General features: G+C 63.6%; 22 protein-coding genes. 6 read left to right on the top strand and 16 right to left on the bottom strand.

All coding sequences use genetic code 11. The annotated features are described in order from the left end of the window. Window positions 1–21: 21 nt before the first annotated feature. The 3 genes from ygfZ (at window position 22) to AC1DXM_RS16805 (ending at window position 3,725) form a co-directional block, all read left to right on the top strand. On the top strand, window positions 22–882 hold the full coding sequence (ygfZ, locus tag AC1DXM_RS16815; RefSeq protein ID WP_477234342.1) for a CAF17-like 4Fe-4S cluster assembly/insertion protein YgfZ: 861 nt from the start codon (window positions 22–24) through the stop codon (window positions 880–882). Beyond that, window positions 882–1,520: an HD domain-containing protein gene (locus AC1DXM_RS16810; protein WP_477234340.1), complete on the top strand. Its 639-nt coding sequence runs from the start codon at window positions 882–884 to the stop codon at window positions 1,518–1,520. The genes ygfZ and AC1DXM_RS16810 overlap by 1 nt, the downstream gene beginning before the upstream one ends. A 66-nt stretch (window positions 1,521–1,586) precedes the next feature. After that, window positions 1,587–3,725 carry a putative bifunctional diguanylate cyclase/phosphodiesterase gene (locus AC1DXM_RS16805; RefSeq protein ID WP_477234338.1) on the top strand — a complete coding sequence of 713 codons (2,139 nt, stop codon included), beginning with the start codon at window positions 1,587–1,589 and terminating at the stop codon, window positions 3,723–3,725. Here the strand turns inward: AC1DXM_RS16805 and AC1DXM_RS16800 are convergent. Further along, complete coding sequence (locus AC1DXM_RS16800; protein ID WP_477234336.1) at window positions 3,694–4,542, bottom strand: AraC family transcriptional regulator; 849 nt, start codon at window positions 4,540–4,542, stop codon at window positions 3,694–3,696. The two genes, AC1DXM_RS16805 and AC1DXM_RS16800, sit on opposite strands and share 32 nt — an antisense overlap. A 91-nt stretch (window positions 4,543–4,633) precedes the next feature. Between AC1DXM_RS16800 and AC1DXM_RS16795 the strand changes: the two genes are divergently transcribed. Further along, window positions 4,634–5,809, top strand: a complete 1,176-nt coding sequence (locus tag AC1DXM_RS16795) for an amidohydrolase (protein WP_477234334.1) — start codon at window positions 4,634–4,636, stop codon at window positions 5,807–5,809. Window positions 5,810–5,815: 6 nt separating this feature from the next. On the opposite strand, the gene AC1DXM_RS16790 is transcribed toward AC1DXM_RS16795, so the two are convergent. Further along, window positions 5,816–6,733 (bottom strand): fatty acid desaturase family protein, encoded by a 918-nt coding sequence (locus AC1DXM_RS16790; protein WP_477234332.1) that lies wholly within the window; start codon window positions 6,731–6,733, stop codon window positions 5,816–5,818. Between the two features lie 87 nt (window positions 6,734–6,820). On the opposite strand from AC1DXM_RS16790, the gene AC1DXM_RS16785 reads away from it, so the two are divergent. After that, window positions 6,821–7,720: a LysR substrate-binding domain-containing protein gene (locus AC1DXM_RS16785; protein ID WP_477234330.1), complete on the top strand. Its 900-nt coding sequence runs from the start codon at window positions 6,821–6,823 to the stop codon at window positions 7,718–7,720. A gap of 12 nt (window positions 7,721–7,732) precedes the next feature. On the opposite strand, the gene AC1DXM_RS16780 is transcribed toward AC1DXM_RS16785, so the two are convergent. The 8 genes from AC1DXM_RS16780 to AC1DXM_RS16745 all read right to left on the bottom strand — a co-directional run bounded on the left by AC1DXM_RS16780 (window position 7,733) and on the right by AC1DXM_RS16745 (window position 15,762). Continuing rightward, the gene (locus tag AC1DXM_RS16780) at window positions 7,733–8,005 is read right to left on the bottom strand and encodes a DUF3303 domain-containing protein (protein WP_477234328.1); all 273 of its coding nucleotides are present in this window, start codon (window positions 8,003–8,005) and stop codon (window positions 7,733–7,735) included. A 19-nt stretch (window positions 8,006–8,024) separates the two neighbouring features. After that, window positions 8,025–9,488 (bottom strand): RimK family protein, encoded by a 1,464-nt coding sequence (locus AC1DXM_RS16775; protein WP_477234326.1) that lies wholly within the window; start codon window positions 9,486–9,488, stop codon window positions 8,025–8,027. Between the two features lie 5 nt (window positions 9,489–9,493). Continuing rightward, window positions 9,494–10,591, bottom strand: coding sequence for a peptidase C39 family protein (locus AC1DXM_RS16770; protein ID WP_477234324.1), 1,098 nt, complete (start codon window positions 10,589–10,591; stop codon window positions 9,494–9,496). A gap of 206 nt (window positions 10,592–10,797) precedes the next feature. After that, a complete protein-coding gene (locus tag AC1DXM_RS16765) occupies window positions 10,798–11,589 on the bottom strand; it encodes an anti-sigma factor family protein (protein WP_477234322.1) in 792 nt (263 codons plus the stop codon). After that, on the bottom strand, window positions 11,586–12,104 hold the full coding sequence (locus AC1DXM_RS16760) for a sigma-70 family RNA polymerase sigma factor (RefSeq protein WP_477234320.1): 519 nt from the start codon (window positions 12,102–12,104) through the stop codon (window positions 11,586–11,588). The genes AC1DXM_RS16765 and AC1DXM_RS16760 overlap by 4 nt, the downstream gene beginning before the upstream one ends. 162 nt (window positions 12,105–12,266) lie before the next feature. After that, a complete protein-coding gene (locus AC1DXM_RS16755; RefSeq protein ID WP_477234318.1) occupies window positions 12,267–12,683 on the bottom strand; it encodes a type II toxin-antitoxin system VapC family toxin in 417 nt (138 codons plus the stop codon). After that, entirely contained in the window at window positions 12,683–12,925 is a 243-nt protein-coding gene (locus tag AC1DXM_RS16750) for a type II toxin-antitoxin system VapB family antitoxin (protein ID WP_477234316.1), read from the bottom strand. Before AC1DXM_RS16750 ends, AC1DXM_RS16755 begins: the two co-directional genes overlap by 1 nt. Before the next feature lie 47 nt (window positions 12,926–12,972). Further along, on the bottom strand, window positions 12,973–15,762 hold the full coding sequence (locus AC1DXM_RS16745) for a DUF2339 domain-containing protein (protein ID WP_477234314.1): 2,790 nt from the start codon (window positions 15,760–15,762) through the stop codon (window positions 12,973–12,975). A 246-nt stretch (window positions 15,763–16,008) separates the two neighbouring features. On the opposite strand from AC1DXM_RS16745, the gene AC1DXM_RS16740 reads away from it, so the two are divergent. Then, window positions 16,009–16,473, top strand: coding sequence for an NUDIX hydrolase (locus AC1DXM_RS16740; protein ID WP_477234312.1), 465 nt, complete (start codon window positions 16,009–16,011; stop codon window positions 16,471–16,473). 15 nt (window positions 16,474–16,488) lie between these two features. Here the strand turns inward: AC1DXM_RS16740 and AC1DXM_RS16735 are convergent, their stop codons facing one another. The 6 genes from AC1DXM_RS16735 to lepB all read right to left on the bottom strand — a co-directional run bounded on the left by AC1DXM_RS16735 (window position 16,489) and on the right by lepB (window position 21,227). Further along, window positions 16,489–17,007: a PaaI family thioesterase gene (locus AC1DXM_RS16735; RefSeq protein ID WP_477234310.1), complete on the bottom strand. Its 519-nt coding sequence runs from the start codon at window positions 17,005–17,007 to the stop codon at window positions 16,489–16,491. 7 nt (window positions 17,008–17,014) lie between these two features. Then, a complete protein-coding gene (recO, locus tag AC1DXM_RS16730) occupies window positions 17,015–17,791 on the bottom strand; it encodes a DNA repair protein RecO (protein ID WP_142867706.1) in 777 nt (258 codons plus the stop codon). Between the two features lie 102 nt (window positions 17,792–17,893). Further along, window positions 17,894–18,787: an aminoglycoside phosphotransferase family protein gene (locus AC1DXM_RS16725; protein WP_477234307.1), complete on the bottom strand. Its 894-nt coding sequence runs from the start codon at window positions 18,785–18,787 to the stop codon at window positions 17,894–17,896. A gap of 45 nt (window positions 18,788–18,832) precedes the next feature. Further along, on the bottom strand, window positions 18,833–19,765 hold the full coding sequence (gene era / locus AC1DXM_RS16720; RefSeq protein ID WP_477234305.1) for a GTPase Era: 933 nt from the start codon (window positions 19,763–19,765) through the stop codon (window positions 18,833–18,835). Next, window positions 19,762–20,478: a ribonuclease III gene (gene rnc / locus AC1DXM_RS16715; protein ID WP_477234303.1), complete on the bottom strand. Its 717-nt coding sequence runs from the start codon at window positions 20,476–20,478 to the stop codon at window positions 19,762–19,764. Before rnc ends, era begins: the two co-directional genes overlap by 4 nt. Beyond that, window positions 20,478–21,227: a signal peptidase I gene (gene lepB, locus AC1DXM_RS16710; RefSeq protein WP_112560730.1), complete on the bottom strand. Its 750-nt coding sequence runs from the start codon at window positions 21,225–21,227 to the stop codon at window positions 20,478–20,480. The genes rnc and lepB overlap by 1 nt, the downstream gene beginning before the upstream one ends. Window positions 21,228–21,300 lie beyond the last annotated feature (73 nt).

Genomic DNA, 21,300 nt, shown 5'->3' with positions numbered 1-21,300 from the left:
GATCAGGCTTGATTTCAACCCATGCCCTTTGCCCTGCTTAAAGACCGCGCCCTCATTTCCGTGTCAGGCCCGGATGCCGAGCATTTTTTGCAGAACATCCTCACCACCGACCTCGACACGCTGGCCGCCGCAGAGGCAAAGCCCGGCGCACTGCTTTCGCCGCAGGGCAAGATCCTGTTCGATTTTCTGATCGCGCGCGCCGGCGAAAGCGGCTTCCAGCTGGAATGCCGGGCCGACGTCGCAGACGATTTCCTGCGCCGGCTGATGCTTTACAAGCTGCGCGCGAAGGCCGAGATTGCCAAGCAGGATCAATCGCTTGTTACGGTTGCATGGGGCGATGATTCAACCGCTTCACATTCTGATTCAACGACACTTGCCGATACCCGCTTCCGTGACGTAGCCGTCAGCCGCTCCTATGGAAGGGTATCCGAAGGCGGCGATCAGGCTGCGTGGCAAACCCTGCGCATCGCCCACGGCATTGCCGAAAGCGGGCCGGACTACCAGCTCGGCGACGCCTTCCCGCATGACGTGCTGCTCGACGAGACCGGCGGGGTCGGCTTCAAGAAGGGCTGCTATGTCGGCCAGGAAGTGGTCTCGCGCATGCAGCATCGCGGCACCGCCAGACGGCGCGTGCTGATCGTTTCGGCCGACCATGCCTTGCCCGCGCCGGGCACGGAGCTGACGGTGGCGGGGCGGCCGGTCGGCACGCTCGGCTCGAGCGAAGGCTCGATCGGCCTAGCCATTGCCCGCATCGACCGGGTCAAGGCGGCGCTCGACGCCGGCCAACCGATCCTGGCGGGTGACGTCGCTGTTTCGCTCGCCATTCCGGCCTGGGCAAAGTTCAGCTTTCCCAAGGAAGCCGTCGGCGCGGAGGACGCCTGATGGCCGCCGACCGTGTCGGGGCGCCGCCGCGCGCCTGGCAGCGCATGCTGTCGGGACGGCGGCTAGACCTGCTCGATCCCTCGCCGCTCGACATCGAAATCTCCGACATCGCCCACGGGCTTGCCCGTGTCGCCCGCTGGAATGGTCAGACACGCGGCGATCACGCCTTTTCGGTTGCCCAGCATTCGCTGCTGGTCGAGGCGCTTTTTGGCGAATTGCAGCCGGATGCCTCGGCCAATGCGCGGCTGGCGGCGCTGCTGCACGACGCGCCGGAATATGTCATCGGCGACATGATCTCGCCGTTCAAATCGGTGATGGGCGGCTCCTACAAGGACTGCGAGCTGCGCCTGCAGCGCGCCATCCATCAGCGCTTTTCGCTGCCGGCCGAACTCGGCGCCGGCCTGCGCAAGGAGATCAAGCGCGCCGACCAGATCGCTGCCTACTATGAGGCGACGCTGCTCGCCGGCTTTTCGACTGCGGAGGCAACCGAGTTCTTCGGCCGGCCGCGCGGCTTCAATGCCGACCGTTTCGATTTCAACCCGCGCTCGGTGACCTCGGCGCAGGCGGCGTTCCTCAAGCGTTATGCGACGCTTGAAAAGCAGCGCCAGGCAGCGGTTGCTGTGCATTCGGCCGAGTGAACATACGCTAAATTAACCAGCGGTAACCACAGTACCGGGTTCGATCACGGTCAGCAGGTACGCCTCATGTCCGTTGCGCACGTCAAGGGTGGTTCGCCCGTCCGCAGGGGGGGAGCCGGAGGCGTCGCCGCCCCACAGCAGATCGCAGACGAATTGCGCCACCAGAACGAGCGCTTTTCGGCGGCCGTCGAAAACATGTCGCATGGCCTGTGCATGTTCGATGCCGACGAGCGGATGATCATCTGCAACGGCAACTATCTCAGCATCTTTTCCCTCGATGCGAAGATCGTGCGGCCCGGCATCGCGTTCCTGGATATTCTCCAGCACAGCGTCGACATCGGCGTCGCCTCGCAGAGCGCCGCAGACCTCTATGCCATCCGCAAGCCCTATATCGAGCGCGCGCAAGCCTCGACCTACGAGGAAAAACTGTCGGACGGACGCATCATTTCCATCACGCACCGGCCGCTGGCCTCGGGCGGCTGGGTGTCGATCTATGAGGACATCACCGAGCAAAGGCGGGCTGAGCAGGAATTGAAGGAGCAGCACCGCCGCTTCGATGCGGCGCTCGCCAACATGTCGCAAGGCCTGCTGATGTATGACGCCGACGGCACGCTGATCGTGCGCAACCAGCGCTTCTTCGACCTCTACAACGTCACACCCAGAGACTTCCCGCTCGGCATGAGCCATCGCGCCCTGCTCGAACAGATGGTGCGCCTGCGCATCTATCCGTCGATCGACATCGACGGCGAGATCTCCAAGACCAGGGCCAGCCTGCAGGCCGGCGAAACGCGCTCGACAAATCGCATCCTTGCCGATGGCCGGACATTGCTGATTGCGCGCCGGCCGCTTGCCGGCGGCGGCTGGGTGGCGACGTTCGAAGACATCACCGAGCGCCGGCGCGCCGAAGAGCGCATGAGCCACCTTGCCCATTACGACACGCTGACCGACCTGCCCAACCGCTCGATGTTCCGCGAGCGGCTCGACCAGGCGCTTGGCGAAACCCCTGCTACTCCGCTGGCGATCTTCTCGCTCGACCTTGATCGCTTCAAGGCCGTCAACGACACCTGGGGACACCCTGCCGGCGACTGGCTGCTGAAATGCGTGGCCGAGCGGCTGCGGCACAGCCTGCGCAGCGAGACCGATGTGGTCGCCCGTCTCGGCGGCGACGAGTTCGCCATCCTACAGTTCAATCCCAAAGGTACCACCGATGCGGAACAACTGGCAAAGCGCATCGTCGCTGTCGTCAGCCAGCCGTTTCGCGACAAGGGCCGCGACATGCATGTCGGCATCAGCCTTGGCATCGCGCTGTATCCCGGTGACGGCAAGGACGCCGACACGCTGTTGAAGAATGCCGACATGGCGCTCTACAGCGGCAAGAGCGAAGGCCGCAACGTCTACCGCTTTTTCGAACCCGGCATGGATGCCTTGGTGCGGGAGCGCCGGGCGCTCGAAACCGATCTCGAGACGGCACTGAAGCGGCAGGAATTCGTCCTGGACTTCCAGCCCATCACCAACATCGCGTCGGGCGAAATCGTCGGCGCCGAAGCATTGATGCGGTGGAATTCACCGACGCGCGGCCTGGTGGCGCCCGACGATTTCATCGCGGCCGCCGAAGACAGCGGACTGATCGTTCCGCTGGGCGAATGGGCGCTGAAACAGGCCTGCAGCGTGGCCGCCGGCTGGCCGCCCGAAATGCGCATCGCCGTCAACGTCTCGGCCGTGCAGATCAGAAGCGCCGACTTTGCCCGCAGCGTGATTTCGGCGCTGGCCGTTTCCGGCGTGCCGGCCAGGCGGCTTGAGCTGGAGATCACCGAAACCGTGCTGATGGATGAGAGCAAGACGGTGCTGAAGACGCTGAGGCAGCTGCGCGAACTCGGCGTCCGCATTGCGCTCGACGATTTCGGCACCGGCTATTCGTCGCTTGGCTATCTCAGGCGTTTTCCCGTCGACAAGATCAAGATCGACCGCTCGTTCATCCATGATATCGACAACCGGGACACGGCGGCGATCGTGCGCACGATTATCGGTCTTGGCGCTGAGCTCGGCATCACCGTCACCGCTGAAGGCGTCGAGACCGAAGCGCAACTCGACATATTGCGCAAGGCTGGCTGCGTCGAGGCGCAGGGCTTCCTGATCGGCGTGCCGTCAAACGCGGCTGACATGGCACGGCTGCTCAAGTCGAAGGCAGCGTCCCGGCCCGCCTGAACATCCCCGGTGTCATTCCATGCGCCGCGCGGAAGGTGCGCGACAGATGGCTCTGGTCGGAGAAGCCGGCCGCAAAGGCGGCGTCGGCGAGGTTTGAGCCTTGGCGGATCAGGAGATCGGCGCGGCGCAACCGGCGGTCACGGATGAAGGCTGCGGGCGTGAGACCCAGCACCTTCCTGAAATCCCGGATGACCTGAAAGCGCGTCACGCCTGCGGCTTCGGCGAGCCGCCGCAAATCGAGGTCCGAGTTCAGATGGTCCTCGATGACCTGTTCATAGACCTGCAGCCGGCTTTTCGATCCGAAGCTTTCGACCGCCTCGCGCCGCCGGCCGCCCCAATCGCCATGGCGCAGGATGAGCTTGCGCAAGGCGATCAGCATGGATGTCTCGGCACTTGTGGCATCGCTTGATGTCGAGGCCTGGTGTGCGGCGGCCACCGCCTGGACGAGGTCGGCGTCATCGACGATCGATTGCGAAAACAGTGGCGCGCGATCCTGCCCGAGTTCTGCAGCGATCGCGCCCATGAGCGTGGTCGAGGGATAGAAGGTGCGATAGGCCCAGCCCTGCTCGGCCCCAGCCTCGCCGTCGTGCCATATCTCCGGATTGACAAGGAGGACCGTGCCCGAAGGCGCAACGACGGTCTCGTTGCCGATGCGGACACGCTCGCAGCCTTGCGTGATTAGGGCGACGACATAGGTCGGGTGCGTGTGCAGCTGATAGCGATGCCGCGTGAAACGCGCCTTGAGCATGCCAAGATCGCGAAAGCGCGGATGACGCCAGAACTGCGTTGTCTCCTGCGGCTCCTGAATTCCCGACACGGTCAATCCTGTTCAAGACGCTGCCGGCGCAAACCTTTTAGGTGCTGGCATCGACAAGGCCGAATTTACGACGGCCGGCAAGGAGAGCGCAATGCTGCACAACGACCCCGTCGCCGCCCTCACCCCGCAGGTGGTGGAATGGCGGCACCACATCCATGCCAATCCCGAGCTCGGTTTCAGCGAATATGAGACCGCGCGCTTTGTTGCCGACAGCCTGCGCGCCTTCGGGCTCGACGAAATCCATGAAGGCATAGGCGGCACCGGCGTGGTCGGCGTCCTCAGGGGTCGGTCGGGGACACGCGCCATCGGGCTCAGGGCCGAGCTCGATGCCTTGCCTGTGCTGGAGAAGACCGGATTGCCATATGCCTCGAAAAAGGATGGCGTGATGCATGCCTGCGGCCATGACGGCCACACCGCAATGCTGCTCGGCGCCGCCAAGCTGCTCGCCGATAACAGAGCCTTCGACGGAACCGTCTATTTCATCTTCCAGCCGGCGGAGGAAAATGAAGGCGGCAGCATGCGCATGATCGAGGACAGGCTGTTCGAGCGCTTCCCGGTGGAAGCCGTCTACGCCGTCCACAACTGGCCGGGGCTGCCGCTTGGAACGATCGCGGCCCGAGCCGGCTCGATGATGGCGGCCGTCGACACTTTCGAGTTGAGTTTCGAGGGTACCGGCGCACATGCCGCCATGCCGCAGCTTGGCGACGACCCGGTGCTTGCGGCCGGCGCCTTCGTTCAGGCCGCGCAGCGCATCGTCAGCCGTTCGGTCGATCCGCAGACGGCGCTGGTCGTCTCGATCACGCAGATCCATGGCGGCAATGTCGGCAACATCGTGCCGGGCAAGGTCTGGCTGCAGGGAACCTGCCGCTTCTTCGAGCCCGCTCTGTCGGATCATTGCGAAAGGCTGATCGGCGAGATCGCGAACGGTATCGCTACGGCGCACAGCCTGACCGCCAAGCTCGCCTATCGGAAAGGCTATCCACCGCTGGTCAACACATCAGCCGCGACGGCCCAAGCCGTCCAGGCCGCAGCCGTTGTCGTCGGCCGCGAGCAGGTCGAGACCGCATTCAACCCAAGCCTCGGTTGCGAGGATTTCGCCTACATGATCCGCGAAGCCGGCGGCTGCTATGCGTGGATCGGCGCCGGCTCGGTCGGACCGGGCGAAGGACTGCATGGCGATCGCTATGTCTTCAACGACGCAATCGTTCCGACCGTGCTGAGTTATTTCGTCACCCTCGTCGAGCAGACGCTGGCGAAGACGGGCTGAACGCCCTCAGCGCAAGGTCTCGATGTATTTCTCGTGGAAGCTGACATAGCCGGGCTCGACCACTTTGAGATGCCGCTCGATCAGCTGGTGGAATTCCGGCAACTGATGGAACGGCACGCCGGGATAAGCGTGATGCTCGGCGTGGTAGGGCATGTTCCAGGCAACCTTGCGCACCAGCCAATTGGTCAGCGTGGTGCGGGTGTTTTCCAGCATGTTGGCGACGAACGGGCAGCGGCCGTGTTCGGCCAGCAGATAGAGTCTGAGGAATGGTTGACCGAGCAGCGCCGGCACGATCCAGACATAGAGCAGCACCGTCGCCCTGAACCAGACTGCGAGCGCCAGCACAACGATGTAGAAGGCGATCATGGCGCGCGCCTCGGCGCGCACCTTGGGCCGCCCTTTCGGCGGCACGTAGCTCTCCCCGCCGCCACCGGTCGCATTGGTGTAGAGCGTCTTCAAATGCCCCCACCACACCGGCAGGCCCGAGACGTGGACGATATACTGCCGCAAGGTTTCGGGCTTGGGGAAAGCCAGCTCGGGATCGTTCTCGGGATCCTGGGTGAAGCGGTGATGAGCGAAATGGAAGCAGCGGAACCAGTCGGCCGGCAGAGCGATCGCCAGGCTGCAGACCCTTGCAACGGCATCGTTGAGCCATTGGGTCTCGAAAGCCGTCCTGTGCACCGTCTCATGCAGCAGCGTGAACAGGAAGACGATGAGGATGCCTTGCGGCAGCATCAGCAGCGGCCAGTAAGGCACCTTGGCCGCGATCAGCGCGCCGACAACGACGATCCCGCCCAGATGAAATGCGAGTTGAACCAGGCCCGGCCCGTCCGATTTGCCGGTCAGGCGGCTGCGCTGCTCATTGGTCAGCGACGCGATGACATCGCGATGGTCTCTGGGTTCAGTCTGAGCCGATATGTTCATGGCGCCACGCTACCCCAACAAGAAACCTTTCTAAAAACGAGGATTTCTGCAAAATAGGTAAGCTGAACTTATCTACTGGATCGCCAAATGGCCGCGCTTCCATCCCTGAAAGGACTGCAAGCCTTCGAGGCGGCCGCACGCTCGGGGAGCTTTGCCGCGGCGGCGGAGGAGCTGTCGATCTCGGCCGCTGCGGTCAGCCAGCTCATCCGCACCGTCGAGGAGCAGATGGGCCGCAAGCTGTTTCATCGCGTCAACCGCCGCGTGGTGCTGACCGAGGCCGGCGTCGAGATGCTGCCGAGGCTGACCTTGGCCTTCCAGGAAATCGGCAGCATCGCGCGCGGCAGCGATGCCTTCCGCCCGCGGCTTGTCATATCGGTGCCGCCGTCCATGGCGATGGGCTGGCTTTCGGAACGTCTCGCCGGCTTTGTCGCCAGCCACGGCGCCGTCGACATATCCATGCGCGGCGATGACGACCCGGTGCCGTTCGACCGTGAACTGATCGACCTCAGACTGTCCTTCGGACCGCACTATCGTGAGCACCCGACCGAGGACATTGTCAGGGACGCCGTCTATCCCGTCTGCGCACCTGGACTTGCCACCAGATCGGAAAAACTGGCCGGCCTGCCGCTGATCCATACCGATTGGGGACCGACTGGCGCGTCATTTCCCTCGTGGCGCAACTGGTTCGAGGCAGCTGGCATCGAGCCCGGCCGGGCAGTCCAGCGCGGCCTGTCGGCAAACTCGTCGCGGGCAGCGCTCGACCTTGCCATTTCAGGGTTGGGCGTGACGCTGGCACAAGGCATCTATTGCGGCCAGGCGCTGGAAGACGGCCGGCTGGTCCGGCCGAATACCCTGTCGATCGCGCTGCGCCAACCCTATTGCCTGACGATCCCCGAGCGCAGCGCAAGGCGCGATGTGGTGGCGGCGTTTCGCGCCTGGCTAGTCGAGGAATGCCGGCGGGCGGTAGGTTCGCCGGCGCTTCTATGATGGCTTGCCCACTCAGAGATGGCCCGCCAGCGCCGCCACCATGTCCTTGCTCGTCGCCACGGGAACGATCTCGAACTCCACCAGGTCGGACCATTCGATGACCCAGCGCTGCAGCAGCGTGACGTCATCGGCTTCGACCAGAAGGAAGCAGCGGCTCATATCCGCCGCGATCCAGGAGTGGTGCACGACAAGCTCATCCGGCTTCAGGCGGCCACGTTCGCCGAAGCGGCGATAGATCTCCTTGCGATCGCAGCCGGTGAAATCCTCGATCACGATGAACTGCATACGTCCCCCTCGCCTTGAATTACCGCCCGGGACGGTCGAGCCGCTCCAGGAACCATTGCGTCAGCCGCACCCAGACCTCGTCCTTTTCGCCGGAATCCTCCCAGCCATGGTCGAGATTGGGGTTGTCGTTGACCTCGATGACGAAGACGCCGTCCTTGGTTTCCTTGAGGTCGACGCCGTAAAGCCCGTCGCCGATGCAGCGCGCCGCCTTCACCGCGGTCTCGACAACATGCGGCGGCGTCTCTTTCAGCGTGAAGGTCTTGATGCCGCCCTGGTCGGGCTTGCCGCTGGCCTTGTGGTTGACGATCTGCCAGTGCTTCTTGGCCATCAGATAGTGCACGGCAAACAGCGGCTGGCCGCCGAGCACGCCGACACGCCAGTCATATTCGGTCGGAATGAATTTCTGCGCGATCAGAAGATCGGAATCCTCCAGCCACTCGGTGGCGAGTGTCTTCAGTTCCTCGAAGTTGCCGCATTTCTTGACGCCGCGCGAAAACGATGAATCCGGGATCTTCAGCACCAGCGGAAAGCCCAGCGTCTGCGCCGCCAAGTCGAGGTCCGTGGTGCCGGCAATCATCACCGTCGGCGGCACCGGCACCTTGTTGTAGGCCATCAGCTCGTTGAGATAGACCTTGTTGGTGCAGCGGATCATCGACAGCGGGTCGTCGATCACCGGCATGCCTTCCTGCTGGGCGCGGCGCGCGAAGCGGTAGGTATGGTTGGAGATCGAGGTGGTCTCGCGGATGAACAGCGCGTCGTAATTGGCGAGCTTGGCCAGGTCCTTCCTGGTGATCGGTTCGATTTCGACGCCCATCTTTTCGGCGATCTTGGCCCAGTAGCGCAGCGAGGAAATCTCCGACGGCGGCAGCTCCTCATGCGGATCGACCAGCGTGGCGAAGGTGTAGCGCGCCGGTGTGCGGCCCTTGGTGTCACGCCACTCGCGGTTGGTGTAGGTCTCGAGCGCCTGCACGAAGAAGGCCTCTTCCTCCTCGGTCATCCTGGCCAGCGGCAGGAAGCCGATCTTGCGGATCGAGGCCCATTCGGCACTGTCCTTGATGTGGACCTCAAGCGCCGGGGCGCGGAACCAGTCGAACAACAGCTTGGCGAAGCGATCCCAGATCTTCGACGGGCCGATGCCGAAGAAGATGCAGACTTTTTGCGGAAAGACGCCGCCGAGATCCTTGCGGCATTTGTTGAGCGCCAGTTCCAGTTCTGGCAGCGCGTGCTCGTAGAGCTTGCGCTCCGACAGGTCGATCATCGTCTCGACCGTCGGGATGACCTTGTGGCCGCGCGAACCGGCGAGCAGTGAGGCATAGTAGCCGCGGCTCTGGTAGGCGTAGTTGTTCGACAGGTTGATGACCTTCGGCTGCTGGCCGCGAAACAGCGCCGGATGCGCAAGATAATCACGGTTGGTGATGATCTTGTGCGGCGTCGCGGCCTGGTCGAGATCGTTCTGCCGGCCGGTGAGGATGACCCAGGTCATTGTTATCAGCGTTTCCCAAGAGTGATGGCAGCACGCAGTCCGTCGCGGCCGAATTGCGCCATGTTCATGAAGATGCCGTAGGGGACGGGAATGTTTGCGGCATCGAGGATAGTCTCCTGTCTTTCGTCCTCGACCCAGGGATCGTGGATCAGGATGTGATCGCCGTCATCGCCGATGGCCAGCACCCAATGCGGCACCTTCTTGCCGAACATCAGGAAACCGCTGATCAGCACCAGCACCAGTTTGCCTTCGGCCAAAGCGCCACGGATGTCGTCGATGGCGAATGAACGGTAATTCACCGGGACGCCGTATTGTTCCGCGCGGCGGCGAAAGTCGACCTGGGCGAGTTCCATCACCCGGCGCTTGTCCTCGCTGCGCACCGACTGCAGGAACAGCGCGCCATAGAAGGACACGAAGATTTCCGCCGCTAGCCCGTTTTCGTGGCCTGCCACCGCAAGGCCGAACGGCTCGCAGCCGCCAGGGCCTGACATCATGAACACCGTCGTCGCCTCACGCCACAGGCGGATTTCCATGACCGGATCGGGCACGAAGCCGGAATCGAAATTGGCCATCGCCATCATCAGGCAGCATGGGCCACAGGTGAATTCGCAGGTCTGCTGGTAGAACGGCACTTTGGTGGCGACGGGAATATCGCCGCGCAAGGTCTTCTCATAGCGCAGCGCCGTCTCGCCATCCTCGTAATAGTCGGGTTCGCGACCGATCTTGCGGTAGCCGCTCTGCTCATAGATGCGGATGGCGCGAAGATTGTCCTCGCGCACTTCGAGGCGCAGCATCATGCGGTCGTGTTCGAAGGCGGCCTCTTCGGCCGCTGCAAGCAGCATGCGGCCAGTGCCGCGACCACTGAAAAACGGGCTGGTGGCAAGCGAATAGAGCCGCGCGACGCCGCTGCCTTTGCGAAACAGCACCACGGCGTAGCCGGCGACGCGGCCATCGGCTTCGGCGACCAGCATCTCGGCGGTCTCGCGTTCGATCAACAGGCGAAAGGAACGCCGGGAAATGCGGTCACTGGAAAAAACCGCCTTCTCGATGGCGGCGAGGTCATCGACGTCGGACGCGCGGGCCTTGCGAATCTCGGCAGGCATGCGGGTTCAGAAAACCTCGATTGAGTGGGTGGAAAGCCCCGGTCGAACACGTCGCAAACATCAGCCGAAACGCCGATATCAGCCAAGCGCTATCGCACCTTGAATAGGGCCGAATTGTGACAGGTTCCGCCGTGAGTGGGAGGCGATGGAAGCGGCACCGCGAAGTGCGCCGCCGCCCCGGTGCATGACGCGAAAACGGAATGCGCTCAACTGGCGAGACCCGCCAGAAGCTGGCCGTAGGCGCGCTTGGCGACCGCAGCCAGTTGCTCACGCGGCAGCGAGCCGACGACGGCGCAGGCATAGCCCTTGTCCAGCCAGTAGACCGCCTCGGGACCGTCGGCGTCGGCCATGTAGGTACCCTTGGACTTGGCCGAGGAATCAGCGGTAACGAACAGGGAGATGCGCTGGCCCTTGGCGTCCTCGTAAAGCAGCATGGCGGCCTTGCCCTGGCCGGCGGGCAGCAGCCGGCCACCAACCAGCTGGAAGCCCTCCGCCACCAGATCCGGCGCCACCAGTTTCAGGCCGATGCGGTTGGACAACCAGGTCTGCAGATGATCCTTGTCGCTGGCCGGCACTTCCACCGCATGGCGTTGTTCGGCGGCATAGATGACATGGGCGGCGATCGCCTCTTCAGCCAGCTGGTCATCTGCCCCGTCATCCCTGCCGATACCGTCGATGCCGGCAAAATAGCCGCCAAGACCGCCGACGACGAGCACCGCGGCCGCTGCGGCCGCAAGCCACCAGCGCGAATGCCGCGCCGCCACTTTGGTCGGGCCTTCGCCGCGCACGATCTGTTTGAACAGCATCGGCACCGGCTCGTCGAGCACACCGGCAAAGGCTGCACGCAGCGCGGCGCGGTCGGCGGTGTAGCGGGCGCTTTTCGCCTTCATTTCGGGATTGGCGTCGATCCAGGCGTCATAGGCGGCGCGCTCGTCGCCCGGCAACTCGCCGTCGAGGGCCATGTGGATATCGCGTTCGGAAAAATCGCGGCGGGTCATTTCTCGACGATCCTTATCGAGCGGCGGCGCGCCGTGTCGTCGAGCAGGCTGCGCAGCTCCTCGCGCCCGCGTGCTATGCGCGACATCAGCGTGCCGGCGGGCACGCCAAGAATGTTGGCGGCCTCGGCATAGGAAAATCCTTCGATGGCGACCATGACGAGGGCGGCGCGGCGGTCGGGGCTAATCGCCTGCAATGCGTCGATGATCTCGCGCGAGGCAGCATTCTCCGACTGCTCGGCGGGGACTGCCTGCGCCTCGTTTGCGTCGAGCGGCAGGATCGCCGCCTCACCGCGCCGGTTCACCTTGCGCATCTGATCGATGAACAAATGATGCATGATCGTAAACAGCCACCTCCGGGGGCTTTCTCCAGTCTGCCAGCTCTCGAGCCGCAAGAGCGCCCGTTCGAGGCAATCCTGGACGAGATCGTCGGCGGAATCGCGGTCGCGCAGAAGCGAGCGTGCGTAGCGGCGCAGGCGCGGTATTTCACCAAGGATTGCTGCCTTCTTTTCGTCCATGACCGCTGGTTCTGAGGTCGCCCTTGTTTAACCCGATTGAACGCGCCTTCTCGGCGCGGCGCAAGCAGCCAGCGCGAAGCGGTCTGCCGCCCCGGTCACCCAAGCAATGAGATAACGACAGGATTGGCCAAATTATTCCCGGCAATCAACAAGAAAGCCGAATTATCCCAAATCAGTCAGTGCGAAATCATTGCCCTTGTAGAGCAGCGGAAGATCGCGGCTTTTCGCGCAGGCATAGGCGAAACAGTCTCCGAGATTCAGATCCGCCTTGTGTCCAACAGCTTTGCCGTAACGGGCACTAGCGTCAATGGCCCGAGAGCCGATGTCGTCGTCGATGGCCAGACTCTCTCCCATGACCTCCACAATGAACTCATCGACCAGATCGCGAGCATGGAGAAGGGCTTCGGCGCTGGGTTTGCGTGACCCGGCGCCGGCGCGTGCCAGCGCCTGTGTTGCTTCGAAGTGCACCAACGGCGAAACACGGACCTGCCCGGAAAAACCGGAAAGCCGTTTCAGCAATTCCTCCCACCCCGCCTCTTGGTTGAGAATTGCGACGATCACTGATGCGTCAACAAACATCAGTCTTCCCACATCTCATCGGTAAATTTCTTCATATCGAAATCGGGATTGGGCAGGCCAAGCTGCCTGGCCTTGTCCTGAAGACTGGCGATCCGGTCGCGTAGCGGCACAGCGGCGCGGTTGCGTTCGAGTTCGTGGACAAGCGCAATTCGCACAGCTTCCGTCTTGCTCGGAGCGTTCGTCTCACGCTGCAATCTGGTGGCCAGCGCATCCACTTCGTCGTCACGTATATAGAGCGGCATGGAATATCCTCCGATGGATATCTATATATCCCATCCTGGATATTCCATCAAGATTCCGGAACGCTCTCCTTCGCCGCCCGCGTCAGCAGCCGCTGGTAGAACAGCCCGATGCCGATCAGCACGGCGCCAAGGCCGATGAAGGACAGCGCCCTGAGCACGCCTTCCAGTTCCGACATGTCGAACAGGAAGACTTTCACCACGGCAATCGCGATCAGCGCCGCCGAGGCAATGCGCAGCACCTGCGATTTCAGCCAGACGCCGGCGGTCAGCAGCACGACGCCGATGACCAGCCAGAGCGCCGAATAGGTGTAGGTCTCGAGCTGGCCGAGGCCGCTCCACAGGCCGATGAACTCGCCCTTGAACACACGCCTGACCGACAGTGTGGCATAGGCGAATACAAGTAGTGCCGCGACCACCGCCAGCATCTGCGCATACCATGGCGGCCGCTTGTCCCTGGCATAGAGCGCCAGCCCGCCGGCGGCGATGGCCGGCAGGAGATAGGCCAGGAACAACAGGTTGAACACCGGGATTTGGCCGGTCGACTCGTCGGTGAACAGCGGATTCAGCACCAGGAAATGCTGGAAGACGATGAAGGCGACCGAGACCACGCCGGCGGCCATCGAGCCGTAGCGCAGCACCGAACTTGGCGAGCGCATGTCGATTGCGACCAATATGGCGCCGGCGCCGATGGCGATCAGCGTATAGATCGCCTGCTCGGCGAGCGTGACCGGGCCGGTGTCGATGACACCGCCATGCATGGCGTGGCGCACCAGCATGGCGACGGTAAGCAGCGCGAAAAGGGCTGCACCCGCCTCCATGGCAAGGCGCGGCCGGCCATTGGTGGTGCGGGCGAGCTGCCAGGCGGCAAAGCCGAAGGCCAGCGCCGGCACGCCGTATCCTGGCAGCAGCCAGTTGAACACAGGCGTCGTCGTCAGCGATGCGGCGCCGACGATGGTCGGATCGAAGGCAACGCGGCCAAGCACGGCGACGACCGCGCCGACTGAAATCCAACCGAGTACCGGATAGGAGCGCCAGCGCGTCGCCAGCGCCGGCACGACGGCGGCCACGCCGGCAAGCAGCGTGGTCCAGCCGGAACTGAAGGCCATATGCAGCATCAGGAGGCCGGCCAGAGCCGAGCCGCAAAGCGCGAAGGAGACGGCGCCATCGCCCTTGAGCGGTGGCTGTTCGGCGCGTGCGATCCACTCGCCGCCGGCGGCGAAGACGACAACCAGAAGGGCAGCGACCGCGGCATAGGCAAGATCGCGGTCGAGATTGCCGTAGGCGAACCAAAGCGCCAGCAGGATGACCAGCGGCGCGGCCACGCCCCATGCCGCCCAGCATGCCGCGCGAACCTGCGCGGTGGCGGCGAAGCGGCGTGCGGCCCAGAAGCCGGCGCCGATGAAGATCAGGCCGAGACCGATGCCGATGTGCAGCGTCCAGGGGTTTCCGGCAGCCACCGGCATGCCGTCAAAGCCTATGTTTCCCTGGGATATGTCTGAGCCGATGGTGGCGGGCGGAATGATGCCGAGATAGATCATCACGCTCACCACACCGGCGGCATGAAGCAGTGGCAAAGCGCTCGGCCGGTAGAGTGCGGTGGCGAGAAGGGCAACGAGGACGGTTGCGCCCGGCAAGGCGCCGCCGGCGGCGACAAGTGTCATGTCGACGGACAGGCCAAGTGCTGAAAACGCAACGAAGACGCCAGGCACGATTGAGGGCCAGTCGAAACCGTTCTTTGCAGTTTCCGCTTCACCGCCACGGCTGCCCAGCCAGACAAAGGCAAGTGCAGCCAGCGTCACCGCGTCGATGAACAGGATGACGGCAAGGTCGGTGCCGGGCGCAGCCATCATGTAGGCGATGGTCCAGGCGCCGGTGCCGAAGAAGGCCGCCGCGATCAGGAATTTCCAGTCGCGCATGCGGGCGATCACCGCGGTGGCGGCAAGCACGATGGCGAGATAGATGAATAGCGCCCATGGGTTGGGCGCCTGCGAGGACACAAGCGCCGGCGTCGCCATTGAGCCGACAAGGCCGATGCCGGCCAGTGCCTGGCCGTGGACGAGAGCGGCGACAATCGTTGCCACGCCTATGGCGCCGAGCACGGTGAAGGCGAAGGCCGGGCCGACGAAGCCGTAAACGGCATGGGCGGCATAGACCGTGCCGAACAGGATGAAGGCGCCGGCGGCCGTCAGGATCGCCGGGATGTAGGCGCCAGCCACTCCTTCCACCGGGACCTTGAAGCCCGTGCGGCGGATGGACTCGCCGCCGCCGATCAGCACCAGACCGAGTAATGCCGCCAGGGCCAGCCGCACTTCCGGGCCGAAAATGCCGGCCTCGATGGTGTATCGGATCAGGAACAGGCCGCCCAAGGCCAGCGCGATGCCGCCGACCCAGACCGCCCATCGTGTGCCGAGCGCGGTTTCGACTTCGGACTGGCGAGCAGCTTTCGCGGTGGCAGCCGGCGCGGATCCGGTCAACGCCGCCTTGGCCGCTGCCGACAGTTCCGGCACGGGCTCGCTGCTGGCCGCTTCGGCAGTCGCAGCCGGTGCTTGTGCTGCTTCGGTCGCCGCGGCCGGCGTCTGTGCCTGCGCCGCTTCGGCCACCGCTGGCGGAGCTACATCGGCAATCGCTGCGATGGCCTGAGCGGGATCCGCCAGCACGCTGTCATTTGCGGCCGCCTCAACCGCCTTGGCAGCGGGCGCGGCAACATTCACGCCGGACAGAACCAGGCTGCGCAGCGCGCCGAGTTCGCGCTCGATCAGGCCGATGCGGCCCTGCTGGCGCAGCACGATGACGAAAAGCACGATGACAACGACAGCGCCAATCAGGCTTTCAAACATGGCGGTTCCCCCAAACCAGGCCCGTTTTCACTGACAATTGCGGCGGCCACACGGCCAACCCGGACAGCCAATCAAGTCACGCCACCGCATTGGTGACCGACCATAAATCATCGAGCATGTTTCGTCGGCAAATTCCAGCGGTCTACAGCCGTTATCCTCACTCATCATCTCGGAAGGTCAGGAATGGCGCCGCCGCTACTTGCCAGGAAGCCATGCTATCCTCAGATGAGCTACGAGGAAAACCGAATGCCGAAACGAAGCGCGGGGCTGCTGATTCACCGGACAAAGGCCGGCATTCTCGAGTTTCTGCTCATCCATCCCGGCGGCCCGTTCTGGGCAAGGAAGGACGAGGGTGCGTGGTCTATCCCCAAGGGTCTCATCGAAGAGAACGAGGATGAACTGGCAGCAGCCCGGCGCGAGGCCGGGGAAGAACTCGGCATAGCTGTCGAAGGCGATTTCGAGCCTGTCGGCAGCTATCGGCAACCCGGCGGCAAGATCGTCATCGCCTGGAGCGTCGAAGCCGATGTCGACGCCGATGCCGTCAAAAGCAACATGTTCAGCATGGAATGGCCACCGAGGTCCGGCTCGATGAAGGAATTCCCCGAAGTCGACAAAGCCGGCTGGTTTTCGTTGGCTGAAGCCAGAATCAAGATCCTCAGCGGTCAGCGCGCCATCCTCGATGATTTCATGGAACGGCGCAAAGCCGGCTGAGCCAAGCCGCCTTCCTCAGCGCGCCGCCAGATTGGCGGCTGGAAAGATCGAGCACGTCTCGGTGCCGAAGGCCAGCAATTTGCCCTGCACATCCTTCAGCGTCGCTTCCGACACCGCCAGCGTGCGGCCCTTGTGGACGATCTTGCCCTCGCAGATCACTTCGCCGGTCTTTGGCGTGATCGGCCGCGTAAAATTCACCTTGAACTCCGCCGTCGTGTAGGCCTCGCCCTTCTCAAGCAACGTCTGTACTGCGCAGGCGAGCGCCGAATCCAGCAGCGTCGCCGCCCAGCCGCCATGCACGCCGCCCAACGGGTTGAGATGGCGCTCGCTCGGCACGCCGCGAAACACCGCGCGACCCTCCGACACTTCGGTCAGGGTAAAATTCAGCTGGAAGGAAATCGGCGGCGCCGGATATTTGCCGTCGATGATGCGCTGCAAAAGGTCGATGCCGCTATATTCGAGCAGGTCGCCATGCGGAATGGTGCCGAGGCCAAGCGGCGACACCCGGCCGGGATAAAGTTCGACTTCGCTCATATGATTCTCACGTCGTGATTTCTGGGAGGGCGCCTGCTGTTGCGGCGGCCTTGCCGCCCGAATGATGCTTGCGCAAGGCGGCGAGAAAACCGGCGCGCGCGTCTGGCTGTTCCATGCCGCGCGGCTCGTAGACATGGCGGGTGAAGAAGAAACCGGTCAGCCGGAACGCATCCTCGAGTGCCGCCTGATCGGCGCGCAGACCGGAGCCGCGCTGCAGGAAGGCCGGCAGCGCCAGCATCTTGTCGCGCCATGGCGCGCCGGCCTGGCGCGACACGGCGCGGCCGGATTTCGGCGAGACATAGGCCAGATCCTGCCGGGCGCCGGTCGCCGCGCACTGGCTGAGATCGAGGCCGAAGCCGAGTTCGTCGAGGATGAGCAGTTCGAAGCGCGCCACCAGTTCACCGGCGGCGTCGGCATCGTCGAGATGGGCAATCATCACCGCCAGCGTCTCGTAGAGGCCGCCATGAGCGTCGCGCTCCGGCAGGAGCCTCAGATGCGCGGCCATGGTCTGCAGCCCGTAGACGGCCACCGCGCTGTCCATCAGCCGCGCGGCATTCATCTCGATCGCCTCGGCCTGGAAGGTGCCGAGATGCTCGTCGAGGCGGGCCCGCCACAACAGGTCGACGCGGTTGCCGGGCTGCAGCACCGGCTGCTGCTTGCGCGAGCGGCCGCCGCGCACCAAGCCGAGATGGCGGCCATGCGCGCGCGTCATCACCTCAAGGATGGCGCTGGTTTCGCCATGCTTACGAGTGCCGAGAATGATTCCCTCGTCGCGCCATTCCATGGATCGAGCTTTTCACCGATTGGGAGGCGAAATCAAGGATTGGGCGGAGACGCGCGATCTGTACTGACATTGGACGGCCGACGCGTAGTCAAAATACCACGGTCATGCGAACTTCCTGTGGTCGGCCAGCACCTCATCGATCACGCGCCGGGATCTTTCGGCCTCGGCCTGGTTGGCGTCGTGGCCGGCAACGGTGATCAGCGCCTTCCACAGCGTCCAGCCGCGGCCGCGCGCCCAGGTCGCCTCATCGACGTCGATGGCGGCGCGACACGCTTCCCGGCTTTCACCTTCGAAGAACGTCCAGGTGATCGCCAGGTCGCAGGAGGGATCGCCGACGCCGGAAGTACCGAAGTCGATGACGGCGCTCAAGCGGCCGTTTTCAACCAGAAGATTGCCCCAGGCAACATCGCCGTGAAACCAGACGGGCGAACCATGCCAGGTGGAGGCAAGAGCCGCGTTCCAGACACGGGTGGCCGACTCGGTGTCGATCTGCCCCTGCAGCGCCTGCAGTGCTTCCCTTGTCTGGTTGTCATACACACTCAGCGGTCCACCGCGGAAGAAATTGTGCTGGCCCGCAGCCGGCCCGCCCTCCGGATCGATCTCTCGCAGGGCGATGAGGAAATCGGCCAACGTGACCGCAAACTGCCTGATATCGGCGATTTCGGCAGTCTTGGCGGTTTCGCCTTCGATCCAGCGGTAGACGGACCAATCCCAAGGGTACCCCTCCCCCGGCTCGCCCATCGCCAGAGGCACCGGGATTGGCAGCGGCAGAAGCGGCGCCAGCCTGGGCAGCCAGCGGTGCTCTTTTTCGACCTGCAGCGCATACGGCGCGGCACTTGGCAGGCGCACGGTCATCTCATCGCCGAGATGGAAGGTACGATTGTCCCAGCCGCCTGATGCCACCGGACTCACCGGCAGATGCCGCCATTGCGGGAACTGCGTAATCATCAACCGACGCACCAGATCGGTATCGATGGTCAGTTTTGGGTCACTCATATCGTCGTCTCAAACTGCCGGGGCGGCAGTTCTAGACGACGAAGCTCAGTGGGGAAACTCAAGCCCCATCTCGCGGTAGCGCTCGGGGTCGTCGCCCCAGTTCTCGCGCACCTTGACGAACAGGAACAGGTGCACCTTCTGTTCGAGGATGCCTGCTATCTCCATGCGCGCGGCCTGCCCGATGGCGCGGATCGTCTCGCCCTTGTGGCCGAGCACGATCTTCTTCTGGCTGTCGCGCTCGACATAGATGGTCTGGTCGATGCGCACCGAGCCGTCCGGCTTCTCTTCCCATTTTTCGGTCTCGATATGGGAGGAATAGGGCAACTCCTGATGCAGCCGCAAATACAGCTTTTCGCGCGTGATCTCGGCTGCCAGCTGGCGCATCGGCAGGTCGGAGATCTGATCCTCCGGATAGTACCAGGGGCCGACTGGCAGCGCCTGCGCGAGGTAATCGAGCAAATCCTTGCAGCCGGAGCCGGTAAGCGCCGAGACCATGAAGGTGCGCTTGAACGGCACTTTGTCGTTCGCTGCCGCGGACAGTGCCAACAGCGCCTCGTGCTTGACCCGGTCGACCTTGTTGAGGATCAGCACCATCGGCTGGCGGACATCCTTCAGCCGCTCGAGGATGGCGTCGGCGTCGCCCCGGATGCCACGCTCGGCATCGATCAAGAGCAGCACGATATCGGCGTCCTTGGCGCCGCCCCAGGCGGTGGTCACCATGGCTGTGTCGAGCCGCCGCTTCGGCTTGAAGATGCCGGGTGTGTCGACGAAGACAATCTGCGCATTGTCGTGCGTGGCGATGCCGCGCACGATGGCGCGGGTGGTCTGCACCTTGTGGGTGACGATCGACACCTTGGCGCCGACCAGCTGGTTGACCAGCGTCGACTTGCCGGCATTGGGGGCGCCGATCAGGGCGACGAAGCCGGAATGGGTGGCGGGGGTTTCCGCTGCCGGAGGGAGGTCTTCGCTGGCGGTCATGCCGCACTCCCTTGGTTGGCCCAGATGCCTTCGCGCACAAGAAATGCCGATGCCGCCGCTTCTTCGGCTGCACGGCGAGAGCCGCCCATGCCGCTTGCCGGGGCAAAACCAGTGACCTTCACGGACACCGTGAAGACCGGTTGGTGTTCAGGTCCTTCGCGTTTTTCGATCGCGTATTCGGGCCTGACATCGCTGCTCTTGGCGATCCATTCCTGCAGGTCGGATTTCGGATTGGGCGGCTTTGCCACGACCTTTTGCGAGCGCGGTTCCCAGTATCGCAGGACGAATTGCCTGGCGGCATCGAGGCCGCCATCGATATAGACCGCCGCGATCAGCGCCTCGACCGCATCCGCCAGATAGTTTCCGCCCGAGCCGCGCGAGCGCGCCTTCAAGGCGGCGTCGGCGCGGACCAGATCTTCCAGCTGCATTTCAATGCCGATCTCGGAGCATGTCCGCGCATCGACCAGGGCATTGAAGCGAGGGGCGATCTCACCTTCCGGCGCTTCGGGAAATTTTTCGAAAAGCAGGTCGGCAACGATCAGGCCGAGCACTCGGTCGCCGAGGAATTCGAGGCGCTGGTTGTTGCTGTTGGCCCTGACCGCACTGGAATGGGTCAGCGCGGTCTCGAGCAAACGGACATCCCGGAAGGAATGGCCGGTTCTGGCTTTCACCAAATCGGCCAGAGTTCCACCGGTCGGGCGCTTCAAAGCCATCAATTTACGAAATGGAACATGCGCGACAGGCGCACCAGCGACGGCCATTTCCAGATCTCGAGCGGACTCGCCTTGCCTGCGATCGAGAAGAAAACGATGTTGGCGCGGCCGACCAGGTTTTCAGCCGGTACGTAGCCGACGCTCAGGCGGCTGTCGGAGGAATTGTCGCGGTTATCGCCCATCATGAAATAGTTGCCGGGCGGCACGACGAACTCGCGGGTGTTGTCGGTGATCGAATTCGGTGTCAGGTCGAGCGTGTCGTAGCTGACGCCATTGGGCAGAGTCTCGCGATAGACGTCGACCGGCTCAGGCACTTCCGTGATATCGGGATTTTGGATCTGGCCGGTCTTCACACGCGGAACGCCCTGGCCGTTGATGAACAGCTGGCCGTCCTTCATCTGGATCCGGTCGCCGGGTAGGCCGACGACGCGCTTGATGTAATCGAGCGACGGATCCGGCGGGAACTTGAACACCACCACGTCGCCACGCTTCGGGTCGGAACCCCAGATGCGGCCCGAAAAGATGTCGGGCCCGAACGGCAGCGAATAGCGCGAGAAGCCATAGGACCATTTGGTGACGAAGAGATAGTCGCCTTCGAGCAAGGTCGGCCGCATCGATCCCGACGGGATCGAGAAGGGCTGGAACAGCAGCGTGCGGATGACCATGGCCAGCAGCAAAGCCTGGATGATGACGCTGACGATTTCGCCAAGCCCGCCGGATTTCTTCTCGGATTTTTCAGCCACGCTCATGTCGTCCTCGATTGTGCTTGGATGGTATAGAGTCTCGGCGCGCGCTGGGCAACGTCATGCCAGCGCTAGATAT

Source organism: Mesorhizobium sp. P3_A2 (assembly GCF_056403115.1).
The sequence above is the reverse complement of the archived record's forward strand: the minus strand, read 5'-3'. Positions and strand labels throughout refer to the sequence as shown.